The following is a 22,140-nucleotide window of genomic DNA, read 5'->3' as shown; positions in this document are numbered from 1 at the left end:
ACGGGTCCTCCGATCCTCGGCCGCGCAAGGGATGTGCCGCCGACCGTGCCGCCGGAGGGCAGACCCATGCGTACGTCTCAGCTACTCCTCCGCTCCGGCCTGACCATGGCGGCCGCCGCGCTGCCGATCGCCCTGGCCACGCCGTCGGCCGCCGTCCCCACGGGGATCTCGGTGAGCACCACGGGGTCCTCGGTCACCGTCACCACGAGCGATTGCCCCAACAGCACCAACGGCGTGTTCGGTACGGCCTCCCTGCTGGCGAGCGGGCAGGCGAACTTCTCCCAGGGGCGGCAGGCGACCCTCGTCGGCACGAGCACCAGCCAGTCGGCCTCGTGGACCGACGTGACCCCGGGGACCTACACCGTGATCGTGGTGTGCCGGGACGGGACCACGGCCGGCACGCAGTCCGTCATCGTCACCGCCGCCACCCCCACGATCTCCGCGACCGCCTCCGCGACGGCGTCGCCCTCCCGGGGCGTCATGGGCGGCATGGGCGGGGCCAGCGAGGAGTACGGCACCGTCACCCTGGTGGGTGGTGGCGCGCTGGTCGCCGCCGGCACGGTGGGGGCCGTCTGGTACCTGCGCCGCCGGGCCAAGCCGCACCGGCTGTGAACGGCGGGCGGGCGGCCGCCGTGCGACACGGAGGCCGCCCGCTCGTGTGCGGGAGGCCGGGCTACTGCGGATCCGCCGCTCCCCCACCCTCGTCCGGCAGTCGTTCTCCCGGCAGTCGTTCTTCCTGCGGTCGTTCTTCCTGCGGTCGGTCTCCCGGCAGTCGCGCGAACTCCGCCAGCGCGTTCCGCAGCCACTGGGTCCAGAACGTCTCCAGGTCGATGCCGGCCCGCAGGATCAGGTGCTGGAGGCGGTCCTGGGCGGTGTCCCTGCCGGGTCCGAAGTCCCGCTTCTCGATCTCCTCGTACTCCGCCAACTGCCGCTCGTGCAGGGTGAGATGGCGCCGCAGGTCGTCCTCCAGGCCGGCGGTGCCGACGACCGCCGCGGCGCGCAGCCGTACGAACAGGGCGTCGCGCCACGGCTTGGGTTCCTGGGGCGCGGAGGTCCAGCGGGCCAGTTCCTCGCGGCCCGCCGGGAGGACCTCGTAGCTCTTCTTCTGTCCCCGGGCGGGCCGTTCGGCGGGCAGCGCGCGGATATAGCCCTCGCCCTCCAGTTTTCCCAGCTCGCGATAGATCTGCTGGTGCGTCGCCGACCAGAAGTAGCCGATCGACCTGTCGAACCGCCGGGTCAGCTCCAGGCCCGAGGAGGGCTTTTCGAGCAGGGCGGTGAGGATCGCGTGCGGGAGTGACATGGGCTCATCCTAGGAAGGCCCGGTGATCACCGGGCCTCTCCAGGCTCCGCACGGGCCCGCGGCACGCCCCGCCCGCCGTCCTCCTACAGCCGCGCCGCCAGTTCCGTCCCCTGCTTGATCGCCCGCTTGGCGTCCAGTTCCGCCGCCACGTCCGCGCCGCCGATGAGGTGCACGGTCCGTCCGGCGGCGACGAGGGTGTCGTAGAGGTCGCGGCGCGGTTCCTGGCCGGTGCAGAGCACGACCGTGTCGACCTCCAGGACCTGGCGGACGCCGTCGACGGTGATGTGCAGCCCGGCGTCGTCGATCAGGTCGTACCGCACGCCGGGGACCATGACGACACCGCGGTGCTTGAGTTCGGTGCGGTGGATCCAGCCGGTGGTCTTGCCGAGGCCCGCGCCGACCTTGGTGGTCTTGCGCTGGAGGAGGTGGACCGAGCGCGGCGGGGCCGGGCGCTCGGGGGCGGCGAGGCCGCCGGGGGCGCGGTAGTCCATGTCGACGCCCCACTGGCGGAAGTACGCCGCCGGGTCCTCGCTCGCCTTCTCCCCGTCGTCCGTCAGGTACTCGGCGACGTCGAAGCCGATGCCGCCGGCGCCCAGGATCGCGACCCGTTCGCCGACGGGGGCGCCGTCGCGCAGGACGTCGAGGTAGCCGACGACCTTGGGGTGGTCGACGCCCGGCAGGTCGGGGGTGCGGGGGGTGACGCCGGTGGCGACCACGACCTCGTCGTGGTCCGTGAGGTCGTCGGCCGTGACGGGGGTGTTGAGCCGTACGTCGACCCCGTGGGTGTCGAGTTGGTGGCGGAAGTAGCGCAGGGTCTCGTCGAACTCCTGCTTGCCGGGGACCTTGCGGGCCACGTTGAGCTGGCCGCCGATCTCGCTCGCGGCGTCGAAGAGGGTGACGTCGTGGCCGCGTTCGGCGGCGCTCACGGCGCAGGCGAGGCCCGCCGGGCCCGCGCCGACGACCGCGATCCGCTTGCGCAGCCGGGTCGGGGAGAGCACCAGCTCGGTCTCGTGGCAGGCGCGCGGATTCACCAGGCAGGAGGTGATCTTGCCGCTGAAGGTGTGGTCGAGGCACGCCTGGTTGCAGCCGATGCAGGTGTTGATGGCCTCGGGCCGGCCCTCGACGGCCTTGTTGACGAAGTCCGGGTCGGCGAGCATCGGGCGGGCCATGGACACCATGTCGGCGTGGCCGTCGGCCAGCAACTCCTCGGCCAGTTCGGGGGTGTTGATGCGGTTGGTGGTGACGAGGGGGACGGAGACCTCGCCCATGAGCTTCTTGGTGACCCAGGTGTACGCGCCGCGCGGCACCGAGGTCGCGATGGTGGGGATCCGGGCCTCGTGCCAGCCGATGCCGGTGTTGATGATGGTGGCCCCGGCGGCCTCGACGGCCTTGGCCAGCGTCACGACCTCGTCGAAGGTGGAACCGCCGGGCACCAGGTCGAGCATCGACAGCCGGTAGACGAGGATGAAGTCCTCGCCGACCGCCTCGCGCACCCGGCGCACGATCTCCACGGGGAAGCGCATGCGGTTCGCGTACGAGCCGCCCCAGCGGTCGTCGCGGTGGTTGGTCCCGGCGGCGATGAACTCGTTGATCAGGTAGCCCTCGGAGCCCATGATCTCGACGCCGTCGTACCCGGCCTGCCGGGCGAGCCGGGCCGCCCGCGCGTAGTCGTCGATGGTCTGCTCGACCTCGGCGTCGGTGAGGGCGTGCGGGACGTACGGGCTGATCGGGGCCTGGAGGGCGCTCGGGGCGACCAGGTCGGCGTGGTAGGCGTACCGCCCGAAGTGCAGGATCTGCATCGCTATACGGCCGCCCTCGCGGTGGACGGCGTCGGTGATCTCGCGGTGCTGGTCGGCCTCGGCGTCGGTGGTGAGCTTGGCGCCGCCCTCGTAGGGGCGGCCGGCCTCGTTGGGCGCGATGCCGCCGGTGACGATGAGGCCCACTCCCCCGCGCGCCCGGGCCGCGTAGAACTCCGCCATCCGCTCGAAGCCGCGCTCCGCCTCCTCCAGACCCACGTGCATGGAACCCATGAGCACACGGTTGGGGAGCGTGGTGAAGCCCAGGTCCAGCGGGCTCAGCAGGTGGGGGTAACGGCTCATCGGGGCCTCCATGCGTGGCGTCGTCACCAAGGTTGTAGACGACGCCACGCCGGTTGTGCAACTAGTTGCACAATGGCTGAGGGCAAGGCCACATCCACGGCGCCGCGAAGTCGTCGAGGGCGGGCCCTGCGCGTGGGGGCCGGTCAGGTGGCCGCGGGTCGGGTGCCGGTCACGACGTGGGCGTACGCCTCCTCCGAGACGGCCGTGCCGGCGATGAGGCCGGCGCCGCGCAGGACGTCGACGGCGTGGGGTTCCTGGCGTTCGCTGGTCTCCACGAACAGGCAGCCGCCGGGGGCGAGCCAGCGGGGCGCCTCGGCGGCGACCCGGCGCAGCACGTCGAGTCCGTCGGCGCCGCCGTCGAGGGCGACGAGGGGTTCGTGGTCGCGGGCCTCGCTGGGCAGGAGCGGTACGTCGCCGGTGGGGACGTACGGCACGTTCGCCGCGAGGATGTCGACGCGGCCGCGCAGCCCGGCGGGGAGCGCCTCGAACAGGTCGCCCTGGTGGGCGTGACCGCCGTAGGGGGCGATGTTGCGGCGGGCGCAGCGCACGGCCGCCGGGTCGATGTCGGCGGCGTGCAGTTCGGCGCCGTCGAGCGACGCGGCCAGGGCGGCGCCCAGCGCGCCGGAACCGCAGCACAGGTCGACGACGACCGCGGCGTGGGGGACGGCGGCGAGGGCCTGCTCGACGAGGAACTCGGTGCGCCGGCGGGGCACGAACACCCCGGGGTCCACGGTGATGCGCAGGCCCGCGAACTCGGCCCAGCCGAGGACGATTTCGAGGGGTGCGCCCGCGACGCGGCGGTCGACCATGGCGGTGACGTCGTCCGGGGTCCGTGCGGTGGTGAGGATCAACTCCGCCTCTTCTTCGGCGAAGACGCAACCGGCGGCGCGCAGGGCCGCGACGACGGAGTCGGTGGAGAGGGGTGGCATGGCAGCCGAGAGCCTTTCGGTGGGCCGAAGGGCGCTCCCGCGGTGGCCTACCGGCCGTGCACCGCGCGGTGTTGGGAAGAGAGCACCCGACCTGACACTGCGGTAATGGGTCTCACCTCCTCGGTCCCGTGGCGACTGGCCCGGTCACCCTACCCCATGGTCACGACGGGCCGTCCGGAGCGCCGCGCCCCCGTACGCGCCCGCCCCCCCGCCCGCTCCTCCCCCGCCCCGCTACACGCCCACGCGCTCGTCCCCCGTTTCCACGGCGGGTACCCGGGCCGCCATGAAGCGGGTCCTGCGGCGCAGCCGGAAGCCGAGGGACTCGTAGAGGCGGATGGCCTGGGCGTTGGTCGCCGCGGTGTGCAGGAACGGGGCCTCGCCCCGCTCGCGGATGCCGTGGGCGACGGCGTGGATCAGCCGGGTGGCGAGTCCCTCGCCCCGGAAGGCAGGGTCGGTGCAGACCGCGCTGATCTCGGTCCAGCCCGGCGGGTGCAGCCGCTCGCCGGCCATCGCGATCAGGGCGCCGCCGCGGCGGATGCCGAGGTAGGTGCCGAGTTCGACGGTGCGCGGCAGGAAGGGGCCGGGCTGGGTGCGTTCCACGAGGTCGAGCATCTCGGGTACGTCGGCCGGGCCGAGGCGTACGGCCTCGGCGTCCGGGGCGGCGGCGATCCCGTCGTCGACGAACTGGACGCCCTCGAGGTCGAAGGTGACCTCCCAGTCGGCCGGGAAGCTGCCGCTGTAGGCGGGTACGGCGACCTCCGTACCGGGACCGGCCAGGGCGGCCAGGTCGGCCCAGTCGTCGGCGTCGGGGTGGTGGGGCAGGGCCAGCCACGGGGAGACGTCGACGGGGTAGCGCAGCACCCGGCCGGACCGCTCGGCGAAGTGGGCGTGGGGCCCGGTGAGGGAGGCGAGGGCGGGGTTGTCGAGGACGTGCGGCGCGGTGGCCGCGCCCCTGAGGTCGCTCGCGTACTCGGTCATGCGCTCTCCGTTCTCCTCCGCTGTCCCCTGGCCGCCGACGCGGTCCCGCCGTGGCCGACCGGGGCCGGCCAGGGCCGGTCAACAGCGGCAAGGAAGGTCGCCGAGCCGCTATTCCCGGGACGGCGAAGAGTTCATACGGCCGCGATGATCACGGTCCGGCCCCGGGGACCGGGCCGCCGGCCCGGGCACGTACGGTGGGATCGCTCAGCCGTCACCGCCGTCGTCATGTGGGACTCGTATGAACGTCACCCGAGGTTTCACCGGGCGCCCCCGCGTCAGCGATCCGGGGCTGCCGCCCGGCCAGTACGACGCGGGCGACGACTGGCCGGTGCTCTCCGCCGAGGTCACGCCCGCCCTCACGCCCGCGGACTGGACGTTCCGCGTCGACGGGCTGGTGGCCGAGCCGCGCACCTGGGACTGGGACGCGGCGCGCGCGCTGCCCCGGTCGGTGTACGAGGGCGACATCCACTGCGTGACCAGTTGGTCGAAGTTCGGTGTGCGCTTCGGGGGCGTCTCCCTGGACGTGTTCCTGGAAGCGGTACGGCCCGACGCGTCCGCCACCCACGCGGTCGCCTACGCGCACAGCGGCTACACCACGAACCTGCCGCTCGCCGACCTCACCGGCGGGCGCGCCTGGATCGCCTTCGAGTACGGGGGCGAGCCGCTGCCCGCCGAGCACGGCGGGCCGGCCCGGCTGCTGGTGCCGCACCTGTACTTCTGGAAGAGCGCCAAGTGGATCGCGGGCATCCGGCTCCTCGACCACGACGAGCCCGGCTTCTGGGAGCAGAACGGCTATCACGCGCGGGGCAACCCGTGGGAGGAGCAGCGGTACTCCGGTGACTGAGACAGCGACGGCGACGCGGCCGGGCACGTCCACGACCGACACGGAGGCCGGGGTGGGGGCCGCCCCCGGGTTCACGCCGCCCACACGGTTCGCCGTGCCCGGGCGGATCGCGGTGAGCAGCGAGGCGGCGGCGCTCTGGCAGACCGCGACACTGACGGAGATCCGGCGCGAGACGGCACGGGTCGCCACGTTCCGGTTCGCGGTGCCGGGCTGGGCGGGCCATCTGCCGGGGCAGCATCTGATGCTGCGGCTGACCGCCGAGGACGGTTACACGGCCCAGCGCCACTACTCGCTGGCGTCGCCGCCGGACGACACGGGGCACGTCGAGCTGACCCTGGACCACGTGGAGGGCGGCGAGGTCTCCGGGTGGTTCCACACCGAGGCCAGGCCCGGCGACGAGGTGGAGGTGCGCGGCCCGCTCAGTGGGTTCTTCGCCTGGCCCGGTGACCGGCCCGCGCTGCTGATCGGTGCCGGATCGGGGGTCGTCCCGCTGATGTCGATGGTCCGCCACCACCGGGCGCGCGGGCTCGATGTCCCCCTGCGGCTGCTGGTGTCCGCTCGGAGGCCCGAGGAGCTGATCTACGCGCGGGAGTACGGCGTGGAGACGACGCCCGTGTTCACGCGCGAGGCACCGGAGGGTGTGCCGGTGGGCAGGCTGTCGGCGGCCCACGTGGCACCCCTGGTCGCGGAGCGGCCGGCGGGCGGCTGGGAGGCGTATGTGTGCGGCTCGAACGCGTTCGCGGAACACGCGTCACGCCTCCTGGTCGAGGCGGGCCAGCCGGTCGCCCACATCCGCATCGAACGCTTCGGCTGACACGGCCGGTCCGGCCTCCGCCCCAGCCTTCCGGCCGCCCGGAACCGCACCGAGACCGCCGCCCCGGCCTCCCCGCCGCCCGCACCGCGGCCCCGCGCCGTCCCCCTTCCATGATTTCCGGCGCAAACCATGCCATCCCGGCTTCCATCGGGTACACCGGAAGTGCGGACCAGTCCTAACCGGGGTTCTCGTACATGAGGGCCGCACCGGTGAGGGAGGGTGAGATGCGAGGCCAGGTGCTGGGGTGGCGGTGGCGGCGCAATCCGCTGCGCCGACGCTCGGACGTCGTCGAGGCGTGGACGGTGTTGATCGTCGTGATCCTGCTGGTCGTCGGCGCTCCGGCGGCCGGCTTCCTGGTGGGCCGGTGGGCGCACGGCGACGCGCGGGCGCATGCCGCCGCGCAGCGGGCCGAGCGGGACCTGGTCACGGCCGTGGTCGTGGAGAACGCCCCGGCCGCGACCCCCTCCGCGCACGGCGACAAGCCCCCCATGCACTGGGTACGGGCCCGCTGGACGGAGCCCGACGGCGGTTCGCGGACGGGTGAGGCCCGGGTGCCGGCGGGCACGAAGCGCGGCGACCGCGCCGACGTGTGGCTGGACCAGGCCGGCCACAGCGTGCAGGCCCCGCCGACGAACACCGCGATCTGGCAGCACGCCCTGTCCATGGGGACCTGTGCCACCGCCGGTGTCGTCGGCATCGTGCTGGCCGGGCACTTCGCCGTGCGCCGCGTCACCATCCGGCGCCGGCTGGACGAGTGGGAACGGGAGTGGGCGCGTACGGGTCCCGAGTGGGGACACCGCTGGGCCTGAGCCCGGGCCGCGGTGCCTGACCACGGGCCGCGGTGCATGACCCCGGGCCGCGGCACGCGCGAGCGCCACGCGGAATGCCGGCCGGTCCGAAACGTTTACACAATCCACCCGCGCAAGACTGTTGATGCTTCAAACGTCGCCCTGACATACTCCGCTCTCCCCCGAGGCAGTGAAGAGGGTGCACAGTGTCCAACTACACGGCGCGGTACGGCAGTTCCGTCCCGCACCCACCCCCGGCCGAGCCGGAACCGAGGAGCGCGCCGGCGGGAGACCGACCGGTGCACGAGCGTCCTGAATTCCGTTCCATGCGTGCCGCCTGCCGCGGATTCGGAATGTGGGCGACGGTGCTCTCGGTCGGCGCGTTTCTGTCGTACGTCGTCCTGTCGGGTTTCGCCCCCGGAGTCATGAATCTGCGCCTGGCCGGACATCTGACCCTGGGGCTGGCCCTCGGACTGACCCAGCTCGCGATCATGGGCGTGACCGCGTGGCTGTACGTGCGGCACATGCGCCGGAACGTCGACCCGGTCGTACGCCGGCTCCGTGCCCAACTGGAGGACCAGGAGGGCGTGCGGCATCACATTCCGGCCGGGCGGCGGTTCCGCGCGTGGTGACGGTCTCCGCGAACGTCGCCGACGCGTTCGGTGTGCGACTGACCGTCGTCCTGTTCCTGTCGGTCGTCGTGATCTCCCTGTTCACGGCGTTGCTGACCGCGCCCCAGCGTGACGAGATCAGCGAGTTCTACCTCGGCAACCGTGACATGTCGCCGCTCCGCAACGGTCTGGCGATGTGCGGCGACTACCTCTCGGCCGCGACACTGCTCGGCAGCACCGGTCTGGTCGCCCTGACCGGGTACGACGGGTTGCTGTACCTCTGCGGAACGGTCGTCGCCTGGATGATGGTGCTGCTGCTCATCGCCGAACCACTGCGCAACTCGGGCAGGTTCACCCTGGGCGACACCCTGGCCCGGCGCCTGCCGGGGCGGCAGCGGTCGGTGCGGCTGGCGCTGGCCGTGTGCACGCTCACCGTGTGCACTCTCTATCTGGTGGCCCAACTGGTCGGCGGTATCGCTCTGATGACCCAGTTCGTCGGCGAGCCCGGGCCGACCACACGGACGATGACGGTGATCATCATCGGGTCCATCGTGACGATCTACGCGGCGATCGGCGGTATGCCGGGCGCGACCTTCATCCAGGTCGTCAAGGCCGTGCTGCTCGTCGCCGGGGTCACCGTCGTCGCCGTCATGGTGCTGAACCGCTTCGGCTGGAACCTCGACGGCCTGCTGTCGTCCGCGACGGCGGGCAGCGGCCTCGGGAACGCCTACCTCGAACCGGGCCTGCGCTACGGGGCCGGCCCGATCAGCAAGCTGGACTTCCTCAGTCTGCAACTGGCCATCGTGCTGGGCCTCGCGGCGCTCCCCCATGTGATGATGCGGCTGCTCGCGCCCCGCAGGACCCGGGTGCTGCGCGCCTCGGTGGTGTGGGCCGTGGGCCTGGTCGGGTTCGTGTGCCTGATGGCCGCCGTGCTGGGGCTCGGCGCCACCGCCCTCGTGGGCCGGGAGACCATCGCGGACGTCGACCACAAGGGGGACGCGGCCGTGCTGCTCCTCGCCGGCGAACTCGGCGGCGAGGTCCTCACGGCGATCGTCTCCGCGCTGGCGTTCGTGACCCTGCTCGCCGTCGCGGCGGGGCTCACGCTCGCCGCGGCCTCCTCCCTCGCCCACGACCTCTACGGCGAGGTCATCCGCAAGGGGAAGGCGAAGGAGACCGAGGAACTCGGCGTCGCCCGGATCGCCGCCCTGTTCATGGGCGTCCTCGGCGTGCTGTTCGCGCTGCTCGCCTGGGGCACCAACACGGCCACCCTGGCGTTCCTGGCCTTCGCGATCGCCGCGTCCGCCATCCTGCCGACCCTCGTCTACAGCCTGTTCTGGCGCGGGTTCACCGCCCGGGGCGCCCTGCTCAGCCTGTACGGCGGTCTGTGCGCCTCGGTGCTGCCGGTGCTGTTCTCACCGGTCGTCTCCTCGACCCCGAACTCCATCTACCCCGACGCCGACTTCGCGTGGTTCCCGTTGCAGAACCCGGGCATCGTCTCGATCCCGGCGGGCTTCCTGCTCGGCTGGCTCGGTTCACTCCTGGGCCCTCCGCAGGAGGAGGCCGTGTACCGGGACTTCGAGGTCCGGGTGCTGCTCGGCGCCGACCAGCGCTGAGCGGCCCGCGCCGGGCGGCGACACCGCTGCCGTCGCGGACTGCCGTGATCCGAGGGGCTCTTGGCGGTCCTCGACGGCACACGTACGGTGTGATCATCAGCACCGAGAACTCAAAAGGTGGTCCTTCATGGCCCTGTTCGACCTGCCGTTGGACGAGCTCCGTGGTTATCGAAGCGCTTCAACGGAGCCCCAGGACTTCGACGCCTTCTGGGCGAAGACGCTCCAGGAGTCCCGCGACCATGACCTCGACGCCCGTTTCGAGCCGGTCGACACCCACCTGACCGGCGTCGACGTGTACGACGTCACCTTCGCCGGATTCGGCGGCCACCCCGTGAAGGGGTGGCTGGTCCTGCCCGCCGGGGCGAGCGGACCGCTGCCCACCGTCGTGGAGTTCATCGGGTACGGCGGCGGTCGCGGCCTGCCCCACACCCATCTGCTGTGGGCCTCGGCCGGTTACGCGCACTTCGTGATGGACACCCGCGGCCAGGGCAGCGGCTGGAGCGGGGGCGACACCCCGGACCCGGTCGGCGGCGGACCCTCCTTCCCCGGCTTCATGACCAAGGGCATCGACGCCCCCGAGAACTACTACTACCGGCGTGTCTACGCGGACGGCGTCCGCGCCGTGGAGGCCGCCCGCTCCCACCCGCTGACCGACGCCTCGCGCACTGCCGTCCTCGGGACCAGTCAGGGCGGCGGCATCTCCATAGCGGTCGGCGGACTCGTTCCGGACCTGGTCGCGGTGGCGCCCGACGTGCCGTTCCTGTGCGACTTCCCGCGCTCCACGACGATCACCGACCGGGACCCGTACCGCGAGATCGGCAAGTACCTCAAGACGCACCGCGGTCGCACGGCGGACGTCCAGCGGACCCTCTCCTACTTCGACGGCGTGCACTTCGCCGCGCGCGGCCGGGCCCCGGCCCTGTTCTCGGCGGCGCTGGAGGACGCCACGTGTCCCCCCTCCACGGTGTTCGCCGCGTTCAACGCCTGGGCCGGGGACGACAAGCAGATCGAGGTGTACGAGTTCAACGACCACGAGGGCGGGGGCCCCTACCAGGAGGCGGTCAAGCTGCGCTGGCTGGCTTCGCGCCTCTGAGGGACGCAGGGGGCGGCATCGCCCCCTCGCTGATCGTCACGACGGTGCCCCTGAATGCGGGGGCGACGATACGGGTACTCGCTTGGCGGAAGCCGCCGAAGAACGGCGTACACAACGAAAGAGCCCCCGTATGGTCATCCCGCTTAGGAAGCAGGCGGCAGATGAGCAGGGCACGGACGAGCACACCACGCTGCACTCCGGCGCGACCTGGGCCGAGGGCTCGGCCCGCGCGGTCGATGCCCGACTGCTGCTGCGCACCCTCCTCGCCCGTGCCCCGCACACCGGCCGCACCCCCGTGCCGACGTCATTGGCGCGGGACGCGGAACTCGTCGTCAGCGAACTCGTCACCAACGCCCTCCGGCACGCGCCCGGCCCGTGCGGGCTCGTGCTGCGGCTCACCGGTGACGCCCTGTCCGTCACCGTGTGGGACACGTCGCCCGCACAGCCCACGGTCAGGACCGGCGACCGGTACCGCGTGGGCGGCCATGGGCTGCGCCTGGTCCACACGGTCAGCGACCAGGTCACCGTGACACCGCACGCCCGCGGAAAGCAGATCACCGCGCGGCTGCGCCTGCCTCGCCACGACGGTGCCGACGCCGACAGAACCGGTGGGTCACCGCCCCTCTCCGGAGCGGCGTGAGCACCGACGGCACCGCGCGGTCCGCCGTTTGAACCCCGGTGGTGCGGGTTACCCGCTGACGTCCTGCCCGGCAGCCGAACGGCAGTCGACCTCGAGGGCAAGGGGCTGATCGTGATGGGCACGGTGAACCGCCCGGACGCGGCGGGAGGCTCCAGCGGCCTCTACGACGTCCTGGAACTCGTCCTCGACAGAGGACTCGTGATCGACGCGTTCGCGCGGGTCTCCCTGGTCGGCGTCGAGATACTCAAGGTCGACGTGCGGGTCGTCGTCGCCAGTGTCGACACGTATCTGCGCTTCGCCGAGGCGTGCAACCGCCTCGACCTGGAAGCGGGTCGCCGCAAGCCGGCCGGCCTGACCGAGCTTCCCGAAAAGATGATGGAGGCAGGTGCCCGCGGCAAGACCAAGGGAGCGCTGTCCGGCGCGGCGGAGGCGATCTCCGAGGCTTTCCAGCAGTCCCGCGACGAGCGGCGACAGCGGGACACGGCTCGCGGTGACGACGGACGACGATGACCTCCGGATGGCGACGGCCTCCGGTCGACGGTGACCTGCGGCAGTGACCGCATGGGTTCCCCCCTTGTCCGACCAGTCGGTATGTTCGGGATCCGGGTGACTTGTGTGACGCTCGGTTCGCTGCCGTGCGCACCGCGTTCCAGGAGAACGTCGAGGAGGGCGAAGAGCCGGGGGCGGCCGTCACCGTGACGCTGCGCGGGGAGACCGTGGTGGACCTGTGGGGCGGCCGGGCCCCGCCTTCCCGGCGGGGCCGCTATCCGTCGATCTCCTGTTCCGGGGCGTCCGGGCGGGTGGCCACGACCATGCGGCAGCGCGGGCTGCCGTCGGGGCGCCACCCGAACTCCGGCAGGGCGACCAGGTCGACCCCGAAGCCGGCCCGTTCCAGCTCCTGCCGTACGAGGCCGAGGCGGAACGGCCGGTAGTACATGACGAACGGCGGCCGCCAGACGGCGTTGCGGACCCGCATCGCCGCGTCGAAGCCGAGGGCGGCCCAGAACCAGGGAGAGCGCGGCGGGGCGGGCGCCGGCAGCGGGAACGCGAAGCGGCCGCCCGGCCGCAGCACGGAGTGGACCTGCGCGAACAGTCCCGGCAGCTCACGCGGCAGGAAGTGCCCGAAGGCACCGAAGCTCACCGCCAGGTCGAACACGGGCCCGAAGGGCAGGGCGAGGGCATCGCCTCGCACCCAGGACAGACGGGGCGCCCGGCCGGCCGTACCGCCCCCAGAAGCCCCGGCGTCGAGCCGGTTCCTGCCCACGGCCAGCATGCCGGCGCTGATGTCGACGCCGGTGGCGCTCTCCCGGCACAGCTCGCGGAGCACCTCCATCCCCGCGCCCGTGCCGCAGCACAGGTCCAGGCCGTGGTCGAAGGGCCCCAGCGTGGTCAGGGCCCCTTCCACCGCGTCGAGGACGCTGTCGGGCGTACGGAACGGCGTGTGATCGAACTTCGGTGCGAGCAGGTCGTACCCGTGTTCGACGGAGGAGAGTGCCTGGACGGCGAGTTCGCGGAGGCTGGGGCCCTGCGGGGTGAACATCGGCTCAGCTTAGGCCCTGGCTTGGGGCAGCGGACGGCCGGTGCTCTCGCCTAGGGTCACCGGTATGACTTCGTTCCGTCCTGCCCCGACCTGGCTGGCCGACGCCGTCTTCTACCAGATCTACCCGCAGTCCTTCGCCGACTCCGACGGAGACGGCGTCGGGGACTTCGCCGGGATCACCGAAAAGCTCGATCATCTGTCCTGGCTGGGCGTCGACACCGTCTGGCTGAACCCCTGCTTCGTCTCGCCGTTCCGCGACGCCGGATACGACGTCGCCGACTATCTGAACGTCGCTCCCCGCTACGGCTCGAACGACGACCTGGCGGATCTCGTCGACGAGGCCGGCCGCCGGGGCATCCGGGTCCTGCTGGACCTGGTCGCGGGCCACACGTCCATCGATCACCCCTGGTTCCGGGCTTCCGCGAACGACCCGGACGACCACCGCTACATCTGGACGGCCGAGGGTCGGCCCGACGGTTTCGTCGACTCCCCCGGCACGCGGCCCGGCGCGTACCTGCCGAACTTCTTCGACTCGCAGCCCGCCCTCAACTTCGGCTACGCCCGGCAGCACCCGGCCGAGCCGTGGCGGCTGCCGGTCGACGCCGAGGGCCCGCGCGCCAACCGTGCCGCACTGCGCACGATCATGGACCACTGGCTGGGCCTCGGCGTCTCCGGCTTCCGCGTCGACATGGCCGCGTCCCTGGTGAAGGACGACCCCGGCAAGGCCGAGACCGCCCGCGTCTGGACCGAACTGCGGCACTGGCTGGACACGGCCTACCCGGACGCCGTGCTCCTGGCCGAGTGGGGCGAGCCGGAGGTGTCGATCCCGGCGGGCTTCCACGCGGACTTCTTCCTCCACTTCGGCGGCCCCACCGACGGTCTGGCCCTCCGCTCACTGTGGAACAACGGCGAGGGCACCGTCCACGAGACCTGGGACCCCCTCGACTGCTTCTTCGACGCGGGCGGCAAGGGCTCCCCGCGCCCCTTCGTCGAGGCATGGCAGCAGGCGGCCACCGCCGTCAGCGGTACGGGCACGATCTCCCTGCCCACCGCCAACCACGACTTCTCCCGCCTCAACTGCGGCCCCCGCACGGCCGAACAGCTCCCCGCCGCCTTCGCCTTCCAGCTGACCTGGCCGACGCTCCCGGCGATCTACTACGGCGACGAGATCGGCATGCGCTATCTGCCCGGTCTGCCCGACAAGGAGGGCAGTGTGCTCGGTCCCCGCTACAACCGGGCCGGCTCGCGCACTCCCATGCAGTGGGACGACACCCCGAACGCGGGCTTCTCCACCGCCCCGGCCGACCGTCTCTACCTGCCCGTCGACCCCTCCCCCGACCGCCCGTCCGTCGCCGCCCAGCGCGCCGACGACACCTCCCTGCTCCGCCTCGTCCGCCGTCTGATCGCCCTGCGCCGACGCACCCCCGAACTGGGCCCCGACGGCTCGGTGGAGGTACTGCACCTCGGGTACCCGTTCGTGTACGTACGCGGCGGGCGGTACCTCGTCGTGGTCAACCCGCAGCGCAACGAGGTCGGTTGCCCCTACAAGCCGGACACCGGCACGCCCCGCCCGCTGGAGGCGCGGGGCGTCGAGATCGCGGACGGCGGGATCACCGCCCGGGGCTTCGGCTACGGGATCTTCGACCTCGGCGGATGACGCCGGGGGCCGACGCCCCGTCAGCCCCCCACGGACGTGGTCTTTTTGCTACGGCGCCGGGCGCCTCGTCGTGTTCGGCTCGGTGCCGTAGGCCGTCAGGAAGCGGTCGCGGAAGGAGTCCATGCGCCAGACCGGGGCGTCGTCACCGGGCCGCAGACCGTCGGACCAGCCCCAGTCGTCGATGCGGTCGAGGACCTTCGGGTCGTGGGCGAGGATGGTGACCGGTACGTCGTGGCCGGCGCCGTTGCCGCTGACGCTGGCCATGGGCTGGTGGTCGCCGAGGAAGACGAGGACGGTGTTCTCGTCGCCGTACCTCTCGACGTATTCGAGGAGGCTGCGCAAGGAGTACTGGACGGACTTGCCGTACTCCTCCTTCACCTTGACGGGGTCGGTGAAGACGTCGGCCGGGTCCTTGCCGGCCTTCTCGACGGCCCGGTAGACGGAGCCGTCGCCGACCTCGTCCCAGCCGACCATACTCGGCAGGGGCGCCCAGGGCTGGTGGCTGGAGGTCAGGATGATCTCCGACATCAGGGGCTTGCCGTCGCGCCTGGCCGCCTCCAGGCGCTCGAACGCGGTCAGGGCGTACTGGTCGGGCATGGTGGACCAGCTGAACTTCGGGCCGCGGTAGCCGAGGTCACGGGAGTCGTACACCTTGTCGAAGCCGTAGAAGTCGCCCTCGGGCCAGTTGTACTGGACTCCGGGCACCACCCCGACCGTCCGCCAGGCTCCTGACTTGTGGAAGGCGCCGGGCAGGGTGAGGCGCTCGCCCGCGGTGACCGTGCGGTAGCGGTTCTGGTTGTCGATCCACAGGCCGGTCAGGAAGGTGGAGTGGCCGAGCCAGCTGCTGCCGCCGTAGGTCGCCGAGGTGAGCCAGCCGCTCCGCGCGGCGAAACCGGCCTTGCGCAGGGCCCCGTTCCGCTCGTCGAGCGTCGCCGTCACGCCGGGCGCGATGGCCGGGTCCTCCAGGGCGGCGCGGCCGTAGCTCTCGATGAACGTGATCATGACGTCCTTGCCGCGCAGCCCGGTCAGCAGGCGATCGGCGGGCACGTCGGCGAAGGCGTCCTTCTTGGCCTCCTCGGCGAACGCCGCCTCGTCGGCGAGGGTCTCCCGCGCGCGGGCCCAGCGGTCCTGGACGAACCCGATGGTGTTCCTGGAGGCGACCGGCGTGTCCTGAAGGGGCGTCAGACCGAGGGCCGCGCAGGTGATCCACACGGTGCCCGCGACGACCGTGCCGCGCATGGCCCGCTCCCGGTGCCCGACCAGGAGGTTCGCCAGCCGCACCACCGCCAGCGCCATGACGGCGAACAACGCGAGGACCAGGGTCACGAGGCCGAAGACGGCGGCGAGCGCGCCGGTGCGGCCGAGGGTGTCCTCCATGTACGACTCGGCGTCGTCGAGCAGCCCCCAGTCGAGGACGATGTTGAAACCGCGCCCGAGGAACTGGTTGAAGCCGATGTCCAGGGACTTAACGACGATCAGTGCTGCCAGGCCCGCCCCGATCAGGACCGCCAGCACCAGGCGCGGTCGGCGCGGCAGCGCCATGAGCAGGGCGGCGCCGAGGATGGGCTCCACCGGGATCCGCAGGAACTGGGGCGCCGTGAAGTACTCGACGCTGCCCGGCATGAGCAGGGCGAACAGCACGAGGGCGGCGGCCAGCGCCGTGATCCCCCACGACACGCTCCGCGTGGCGACCGGGTACCTCCGCCGGAACTCCCGGGGGGCGTCCCGAAACCGCCGCCACGGCCCGGCATCGGTGCCGGAGGCGGTCTCGTCCTCCGTGTCGGTGTGGCCGGCCGTGTCGGTGTCCGGCAGTCGACCGGAGCGCGTGAAGAGCGACACCCGATGTTCCTTCCGTGCGAAGACCGCTGGTGGGACGGCGGTCCTGACTCGGGTCGGCGGGGCCGCCCCCTCCTGTACGGAGGCCCGTTCAGGTGAGTTCAAAGGCGGTCGGTAAGGAAATCCCCAACGTTTGGTGACGGGGAGTGGTACGCTGCGTTTGGCACGTGTGTATCGCCCGGTCAGGGCGCCGGTGCCGCTCTCTCAGTTCCTGAGATCTCCTCAGTTGAACCGGCCACCCGTCGACAGACGACCGGCGTCAGCTTCCCCGCACCACCTCGCGCAGGGCTCAGCCGTACCCGCGGGTGTGTGCCTTCCCCTCCCCCCTTCCTCATGCGTTTCCCATGACGTCCGCGAAAGGACCCCCATGACCACCACCACACTCGAACACACTTCCACCCATCGGCAGCCGCCGGTCCGGGTCACCGGCGTCCTGGAGACCACACAGGGCGGGCAGGGGTTCCTGCGCACCGAGAGCGCGCTGCCCACCCCGTCCGACCCCCAGGTCCCCGCCGCGCTGATCCGCCGGTACGGACTGCGCAAGGGCGACACGGTCGAGGGCGTCCGCGACGGACGGCGCGCCCTCACCGCGGTCGAGCGGATCAACGGGCGGACGCCCGAGGAGCTGCGCGGCCGACCGCACTTCCACGACCTGACGCCCTTGCACCCCCGTGAGCGGCTGCGGCTGGAGCACCGGGCGAGCGGTCTGACGGGCCGTCTCGTCGACCTCCTCGCCCCCGTCGGCAAGGGACAGCGCGGGCTCGTCGTAGCGCCGCCGAAGACGGGCAAGACGGTGCTGCTCCAGCAGTTGGCCGCCGCGATCGCCGCCAATCACCCCGAGGCCCACCTGATGGTGGTCCTGCTCGACGAACGGCCCGAGGAGGTGACCGACATGCGGCGCTCCGTGCGGGGCGAGGTGTACGCCTCCACGTTCGACCGTTCCCCCAGGCAGCACATCGCGCTCGCCGAACTGGTCGTGGAGCGCGCCAAGCGGCTCGTCGAGCAGGGCGAGGACGTCGTGATCCTCCTGGACTCGCTGACCCGGCTGTGCCGGGCGCACAACAACGCGGCGGTCGCCGGTGGCCGCACCCTCAGCGGCGGTGTCGACGCCGCCGCGCTGCACGGCCCCAAGCGGCTCTTCGGTGCCGCCCGGCTCACCGAGGAGGCCGGATCCCTCACCATCCTGGCCACCGCCCTGGTGGAGACGGGCTCCCGCGCCGACGACTTCTTCTTCGAGGAGCTCAAGGGCACCGGCAACATGGAGCTGCGCCTCGACCGGTCACTCGCCGACCGGCGGGTCTTCCCCGCCGTGGACATCACGCCCTCCGGCACCCGCCGCGAGGAACTCCTCCTGAGCCCGGGCGAGTTGGCGGCCGTACGGGGGCTGCGGCGGGCCCTGCGCCCGCGCGAGGGGCAGGCGGGCCTGGAGACCCTGCTGGAGCGGCTGCGCGCCACCCCGGACAACGCGGCCTTCCTGCGGCAGGTGCAACCCACGCTGCCCGCCGCGTGACGAGACGGCGTGTGCGGCATCCGGGTGCTCGGCCCGTTCCCCCGGCCCTGGCACCCCGGTCTACGGCTCCACCGTTCCTACGTTTGCGGTATGACCATCGGATCTTCATCCCGCGCTACTCGTCTTTCCCGCGCCGCTGTCTGCTGCTCCGTCGTCTGTGTGGTGGGCGGCCTCGCGTTCGCGTCGCATCCCGAGGGCGTCGGCGGCGGCCCGGTCGCCATGGGCCCCCAGGACGCCAAGGCCTCGCAGGAGCCCGCGTCCCTGTACCGGTCGGGGACCCATGTGCGGCCGCGGGCCGGGGCGCCCCGGATCCCCGGTGACGTCTCCGCCGTGGCCTGGGTGGTGGCCGACGCCCGCAGCGGAGAGGTCCTCGCCGCGCACAACGCGCACCGCAAACTGCCCCCCGCGAGCACCCTCAAGACCCTGTTCGCGCTGACCGTGCTGCCGAGGCTCCCCGGGGGGCTCAAGCACACCGTCAAGGGCAAGGAACTCGCGGGCATCGGCGAGGGAAGCAGCCTTGTCGGCATCAAGGAGAACGGCACCTACCGCGTGGCCGACCTGTGGCGCGGAGTCTTCCTCAGCTCGGGCAACGACGCCGTGCGCGTCCTCGCCTCCCTCAACGGCGGCTGGCGGGCCACCACCCGGCAGATGCAGGACAAGGCCCGCGCGCTCGGCGCCCACGACACCCACGTCGTCTCCCCCGACGGCTACGACGCCCGCGGCCAGGTCTCGTCGGCCTTCGACCTGGCGGTGTTCGGGCGGGCCGGGCTGCGCAACGCCGAGTTCGCCGCGTACTGCGCCACCGCCACCGCGAGGTTCCCGGCGAGCGGCGGCTCGGGATACGGCATCCAGAACACCAACCGGCTCCTCACCGGCGCCGGCGTGGACCGCTATCCGGGCCTCATCGGCATCAAGAACGGCTACACCACCAACGCGGGCAACACCCTGGTCGCCGCCGCCGAACGGGGTGGGCGCACCCTCGTCGTCACGGTGATGCGGCCCCAGTCGGGCGTCGGATTCGCGGTGTACGAGGAGGCGCGCTCCCTGCTCGACTGGGGCTTCCGGGCCGCAGGGCGCGTCGACCCGGTGGGCTCCCTCCTGCCGCCGCGGCCGGCGGCCGCGCCTCAGCCCCGCCGCGCGTCCCGGCCGCCCGCCCGGGAGAAGGACCAGGCCGCGGGTGGCGGCTGGTCGGAGGCGGGGGTGATCGCGGGCGCGGCCGGGGCCGGTGCGGCGGTCGTGTCACTGTTCCTGCGGCTCAGGGGGCGGCGGTCTACACGGGACTGACCGATCGGCAGCCGCAGCAGCAGACCGAGCGTGATCCACACGTAGATGTTGGAACCGACGAAGCCGTCCACGCCGGACGCGTCGTCGAACCACAGCCAGACGACACTGCTGCACAGCGCCACGTACAGGGCCGCCGTCAGTGGCAGCAGCCGGCGGTGTCTCAGCAGCACCGCGAACGACGGCAGCAGCCAGACCAGATGGTGGACCCAGGTGATCGGGCTGACCAGGCACGCGGTCAGCCCCGTGAGGGCGAACGCGGCCGTCCAGTCCCCCGCCCGCACCGCCCCGCGGGTCCGCCACGCCCAGACGCCGAGCACCGCGAGCACCAGCAGCGCCCAGAGCGCGCGACTCGGTTCGTGGGGTGCGACGATCCGGGCCAGGACGCCTTGGAGGGACTGGTTGGAGACGTAGTCGAGGCGGCCGACGCGGCTGGTGTCCCACAGCGCCTCGGTCCAGTAGAAGCGGGAGGCGGCCGGGGCGATCCAGCCCCCCGCCGCGGTGGCGGCCGCGGCGACGGCCGTCGCGAGCCCCGCGGCACGCCACCGCCGGGCGATCAGGAGCAGTCCGATGAAGATCGCGGGCGTCAGCTTCACCGCCGCCGCCAGCCCGATCCCGATGCCGGCCCACCGCCCCCGGCCGGTGGACAGCAGCCAGGCGTCGCCCAGCACCAGGGCCAGGAGCAGCAGGTTGACCTGGCCGAAGCTGAACGTGTCCCGGAGCGGCTCGAACAACGCGAGGGCGCACAGGACGAGCAGGGTGCCGAACCAGCCCTGGCGGCGCAGCCGCGGCCCGGCGAGCACGTACAGGACCGCCCCGAGCGCGATCAGGTCGAGCCCCAGGCACAGCACGATCGCGGTGCGCAGACCGACCAGCGCCATGGGGAGCATGACGACGGCGGCGAACGGCGGGTACGTGAAGCCGTACGCCGTGCCCGGCACCCGGTAGTCGTAGATGCGGCCGTCGTGGTGGACCCACGTGTCGATGGTGCCGTGGTAGACGCGCAGGTCGAACCAGTCCCGCAGCAGCGGCACGGTCGCGGTGAAGACGGTGACCGCCAGGACGAGGCCGCAGACCAGCAGGGCGCGGGCGGTGCGCGGCAGTCGGGGCCGCAGGGCGGGCGCGCTCACGCGGTCCGCCCCAGGGCCGGTGCCAGGGACGCCTGGTGCGCCTGCCAGAGCACGACCACCGCGAGGACTCCGCCGCACACCGCCAGGGCGAGCTGTTCGGTGTCCGCGGGGTTCCCGCTCGGCAGGACGACCAGCGCGAGCACCCCGGTGGCGGCCACCAGCCTGTGCTGCGCCCAGGTGGCGCGGGCCGCCGCGGCGACGAGGAACAGCCCCCACAGGGCGTACCAGGGGCGTATCGCCGGGCCGAACAGGGCCACCGCGGCAAGGCTGAGGCCCAGCGCGTGGACCGGTCCCGGTCTGAGGCGGAGCCATATGAAGAGGACGACGGCCAGGGTCACCAGGACTCCGGCGACGCGCCAGGCCGGGAGCGCGAACGGCGCCAGGTCGCTGCCGAGTGCGTGGAGCAGGTTCGCGGTGACACGGCCGAGGAGGGTGGTGGGCGCCCAGTTGTGCGGGGAGACCGGGGTGCGCAGGGCGGCGATCCAGCCGTATCCCGTACCGGCGAGGGCGGTCACGCCGGCGGTGGTGGCCGCGGCGACGGCCACCGTCGTGACGGTCGTCCGGACCCAGCCGGTGCGGCCACGCATCACGATCACCGCGAGCAGGCCGAGCGCGGCGGGTGCCTTGACCAGCGCGGCGAGGGTGACGAGGACGACGCCCAGGGCGTAGCGGCGGCCCCGTGCGGCCACCAGACCGACGCCGAGCAGGCCGAGCATCATGGCGTCGTTGTGCGCGCCCGCCACCAGATGGAGCAGGACGAGGGGGTTGAGGGCGCCGAGCCAGAGGGCGACGGCCGGATCGCCTCCGTGGTGCCGGGCGAGCCGGGGCAGCGCCACCACCATCAGGGCCACGCCCAGCAGCGCGACCATCCGCATACCGATCAGGCCCGCCGGTGTCCGCCCCTCCGTCAGGGCGGACAGCGCGGAGGCCACGGCGAGGAACACCGGGCCGTACGGGGTGGCCGTGTGGCGCCACACCGGGGCCACCTCGTCGGCGAGCGGTCCGCCGAGCCGCGCGGGGCCGTGGGCGTAGACGTCCATGTGGGCGTCGACCATGGCGCCCTGGGCGAGGTAGCTGTACACGTCCCGGCTGAACAGCGGTGGGGCCAGGAGCAGGGGGGCCGCCCAGACCAGCAGGACGACCAGCAGGGTCCGGGGTGTCGGTGGTTCGGGGCCCCGGACGACCTTCCCGAGCAGCGCCCAGGCGGCGATCAGCAGGACGACACCGAAGTACACGCCGACCAGGCCGAGCGCGCCGCGTCCGGAGGCTGGCGACAGCAGGTCGCGCACCGGCAGGGCGCCGGCGGTCTCGCCCCCCAGGGCGAGGAAGGCGGTACCGGCCAGGCCCAGGGCCTGGCAGCGGCGGAGATCGACGGGGAAAGCAATGGCCAACACTCGGTCAGCGTGTCAACGCCGGGTGGCGGGGAGGCGACGCCATGTCTGCGGGACGGGGGCCGCGATGCGACCGGCGGGTGATC

The 22,140-nt window shown here is 72.7% G+C and carries 19 protein-coding genes and 2 pseudogenes; 13 read left to right on the top strand and 8 right to left on the bottom strand.

Translation table 11 applies throughout. The features are described from left to right. The first annotated feature begins 66 nt into the window (after window positions 1–66). On the top strand, window positions 67–612 hold the full coding sequence (locus ACZ4Z2_RS34975) for a hypothetical protein (protein ID WP_468081606.1): 546 nt from the start codon (window positions 67–69) through the stop codon (window positions 610–612). Between the two features lie 61 nt (window positions 613–673). On the opposite strand, the gene ACZ4Z2_RS34970 is transcribed toward ACZ4Z2_RS34975, so the two are convergent. From ACZ4Z2_RS34970 to ACZ4Z2_RS34955, 4 genes are all read right to left on the bottom strand, one after another. Continuing rightward, on the bottom strand, window positions 674–1,300 hold the full coding sequence (locus ACZ4Z2_RS34970; RefSeq protein WP_468081605.1) for a PadR family transcriptional regulator: 627 nt from the start codon (window positions 1,298–1,300) through the stop codon (window positions 674–676). Window positions 1,301–1,383: 83 nt separating this feature from the next. Beyond that, window positions 1,384–3,399 carry an FAD-dependent oxidoreductase gene (locus ACZ4Z2_RS34965; protein WP_468081604.1) on the bottom strand — a complete coding sequence of 672 codons (2,016 nt, stop codon included), beginning with the start codon at window positions 3,397–3,399 and terminating at the stop codon, window positions 1,384–1,386. Window positions 3,400–3,542: 143 nt separating this feature from the next. Continuing rightward, window positions 3,543–4,328, bottom strand: coding sequence for a putative protein N(5)-glutamine methyltransferase (locus ACZ4Z2_RS34960; RefSeq protein ID WP_468081602.1), 786 nt, complete (start codon window positions 4,326–4,328; stop codon window positions 3,543–3,545). A gap of 231 nt (window positions 4,329–4,559) precedes the next feature. After that, window positions 4,560–5,306 (bottom strand): GNAT family N-acetyltransferase, encoded by a 747-nt coding sequence (locus ACZ4Z2_RS34955; protein ID WP_468081601.1) that lies wholly within the window; start codon window positions 5,304–5,306, stop codon window positions 4,560–4,562. A 238-nt stretch (window positions 5,307–5,544) separates the two neighbouring features. Between ACZ4Z2_RS34955 and ACZ4Z2_RS34950 the strand changes: the two genes are divergently transcribed. From ACZ4Z2_RS34950 to ACZ4Z2_RS34910, 9 genes and pseudogenes are all read left to right on the top strand, one after another. After that, window positions 5,545–6,150, top strand: a complete 606-nt coding sequence (locus tag ACZ4Z2_RS34950) for a sulfite oxidase-like oxidoreductase (RefSeq protein ID WP_468081600.1) — start codon at window positions 5,545–5,547, stop codon at window positions 6,148–6,150. 52 nt (window positions 6,151–6,202) lie between these two features. Continuing rightward, window positions 6,203–6,964 carry a ferredoxin reductase gene (locus tag ACZ4Z2_RS34945; RefSeq protein WP_468081623.1) on the top strand — a complete coding sequence of 254 codons (762 nt, stop codon included), beginning with the start codon at window positions 6,203–6,205 and terminating at the stop codon, window positions 6,962–6,964. Window positions 6,965–7,188: 224 nt separating this feature from the next. Then, window positions 7,189–7,773 carry an Rv1733c family protein gene (locus ACZ4Z2_RS34940; RefSeq protein WP_468081598.1) on the top strand — a complete coding sequence of 195 codons (585 nt, stop codon included), beginning with the start codon at window positions 7,189–7,191 and terminating at the stop codon, window positions 7,771–7,773. Between the two features lie 185 nt (window positions 7,774–7,958). Continuing rightward, window positions 7,959–8,384, top strand: coding sequence for a DUF485 domain-containing protein (locus ACZ4Z2_RS34935; RefSeq protein WP_468081597.1), 426 nt, complete (start codon window positions 7,959–7,961; stop codon window positions 8,382–8,384). Further along, window positions 8,378–9,976, top strand: a complete 1,599-nt coding sequence (locus ACZ4Z2_RS34930) for a solute symporter family protein (RefSeq protein ID WP_468081596.1) — start codon at window positions 8,378–8,380, stop codon at window positions 9,974–9,976. The genes ACZ4Z2_RS34935 and ACZ4Z2_RS34930 overlap by 7 nt, the downstream gene beginning before the upstream one ends. 127 nt (window positions 9,977–10,103) lie before the next feature. Further along, on the top strand, window positions 10,104–11,069 hold the full coding sequence (locus ACZ4Z2_RS34925) for an acetylxylan esterase (RefSeq protein WP_468081594.1): 966 nt from the start codon (window positions 10,104–10,106) through the stop codon (window positions 11,067–11,069). 130 nt (window positions 11,070–11,199) lie between these two features. After that, window positions 11,200–11,709, top strand: coding sequence for an ATP-binding protein (locus ACZ4Z2_RS34920; protein WP_468081593.1), 510 nt, complete (start codon window positions 11,200–11,202; stop codon window positions 11,707–11,709). A gap of 114 nt (window positions 11,710–11,823) precedes the next feature. Beyond that, window positions 11,824–12,219 (top strand): gas vesicle protein GvpJ, encoded by a 396-nt coding sequence (gene gvpJ / locus ACZ4Z2_RS34915; protein WP_468081621.1) that lies wholly within the window; start codon window positions 11,824–11,826, stop codon window positions 12,217–12,219. A 101-nt stretch (window positions 12,220–12,320) separates the two neighbouring features. Then, window positions 12,321–12,464 (top strand): annotated as a pseudogene (locus tag ACZ4Z2_RS34910) (EstA family serine hydrolase); the annotation flags it as partial. Between the two features lie 8 nt (window positions 12,465–12,472). On the opposite strand, the gene ACZ4Z2_RS34905 reads toward ACZ4Z2_RS34910, so the two are convergent. Further along, window positions 12,473–13,249, bottom strand: coding sequence for a class I SAM-dependent methyltransferase (locus ACZ4Z2_RS34905; RefSeq protein ID WP_468081592.1), 777 nt, complete (start codon window positions 13,247–13,249; stop codon window positions 12,473–12,475). Window positions 13,250–13,313: 64 nt separating this feature from the next. Between ACZ4Z2_RS34905 and ACZ4Z2_RS34900 the strand changes: the two genes are divergently transcribed. Next, complete coding sequence (locus ACZ4Z2_RS34900; protein ID WP_468081590.1) at window positions 13,314–14,906, top strand: alpha-amylase family glycosyl hydrolase; 1,593 nt, start codon at window positions 13,314–13,316, stop codon at window positions 14,904–14,906. Between the two features lie 48 nt (window positions 14,907–14,954). Here ACZ4Z2_RS34900 and ACZ4Z2_RS34895 read toward each other — a convergent pair whose 3' ends face one another. After that, window positions 14,955–16,745 (bottom strand): sulfatase-like hydrolase/transferase, encoded by a 1,791-nt coding sequence (locus tag ACZ4Z2_RS34895; protein WP_468081589.1) that lies wholly within the window; start codon window positions 16,743–16,745, stop codon window positions 14,955–14,957. Window positions 16,746–17,109: 364 nt separating this feature from the next. On the opposite strand from ACZ4Z2_RS34895, the gene rho reads away from it, so the two are divergent. Beyond that, window positions 17,110–18,252 (top strand): transcription termination factor Rho, encoded by a 1,143-nt coding sequence (gene rho / locus ACZ4Z2_RS34890; protein WP_468081588.1) that lies wholly within the window; start codon window positions 17,110–17,112, stop codon window positions 18,250–18,252. Window positions 18,253–18,342: 90 nt separating this feature from the next. Continuing rightward, on the top strand, window positions 18,343–19,536 hold the full coding sequence (locus ACZ4Z2_RS34885) for a D-alanyl-D-alanine carboxypeptidase family protein (RefSeq protein ID WP_468081587.1): 1,194 nt from the start codon (window positions 18,343–18,345) through the stop codon (window positions 19,534–19,536). A gap of 275 nt (window positions 19,537–19,811) precedes the next feature. Here ACZ4Z2_RS34885 and ACZ4Z2_RS34880 read toward each other — a convergent pair. After that, window positions 19,812–20,414, bottom strand: a pseudogene (locus ACZ4Z2_RS34880) (glycosyltransferase family 87 protein); the annotation flags it as partial. Between the two features lie 245 nt (window positions 20,415–20,659). Then, window positions 20,660–22,048 carry a polyprenol phosphomannose-dependent alpha 1,6 mannosyltransferase MptB gene (gene mptB / locus ACZ4Z2_RS34875; protein ID WP_468081620.1) on the bottom strand — a complete coding sequence of 463 codons (1,389 nt, stop codon included), beginning with the start codon at window positions 22,046–22,048 and terminating at the stop codon, window positions 20,660–20,662. Window positions 22,049–22,140: the final 92 nt, after the last annotated feature.

This window comes from Streptomyces sp. NPDC030183 (genome assembly GCF_055573455.1).
Note: the sequence above shows the minus strand (reverse complement) of the source record. Positions and strands in the feature narration are given on the sequence as shown.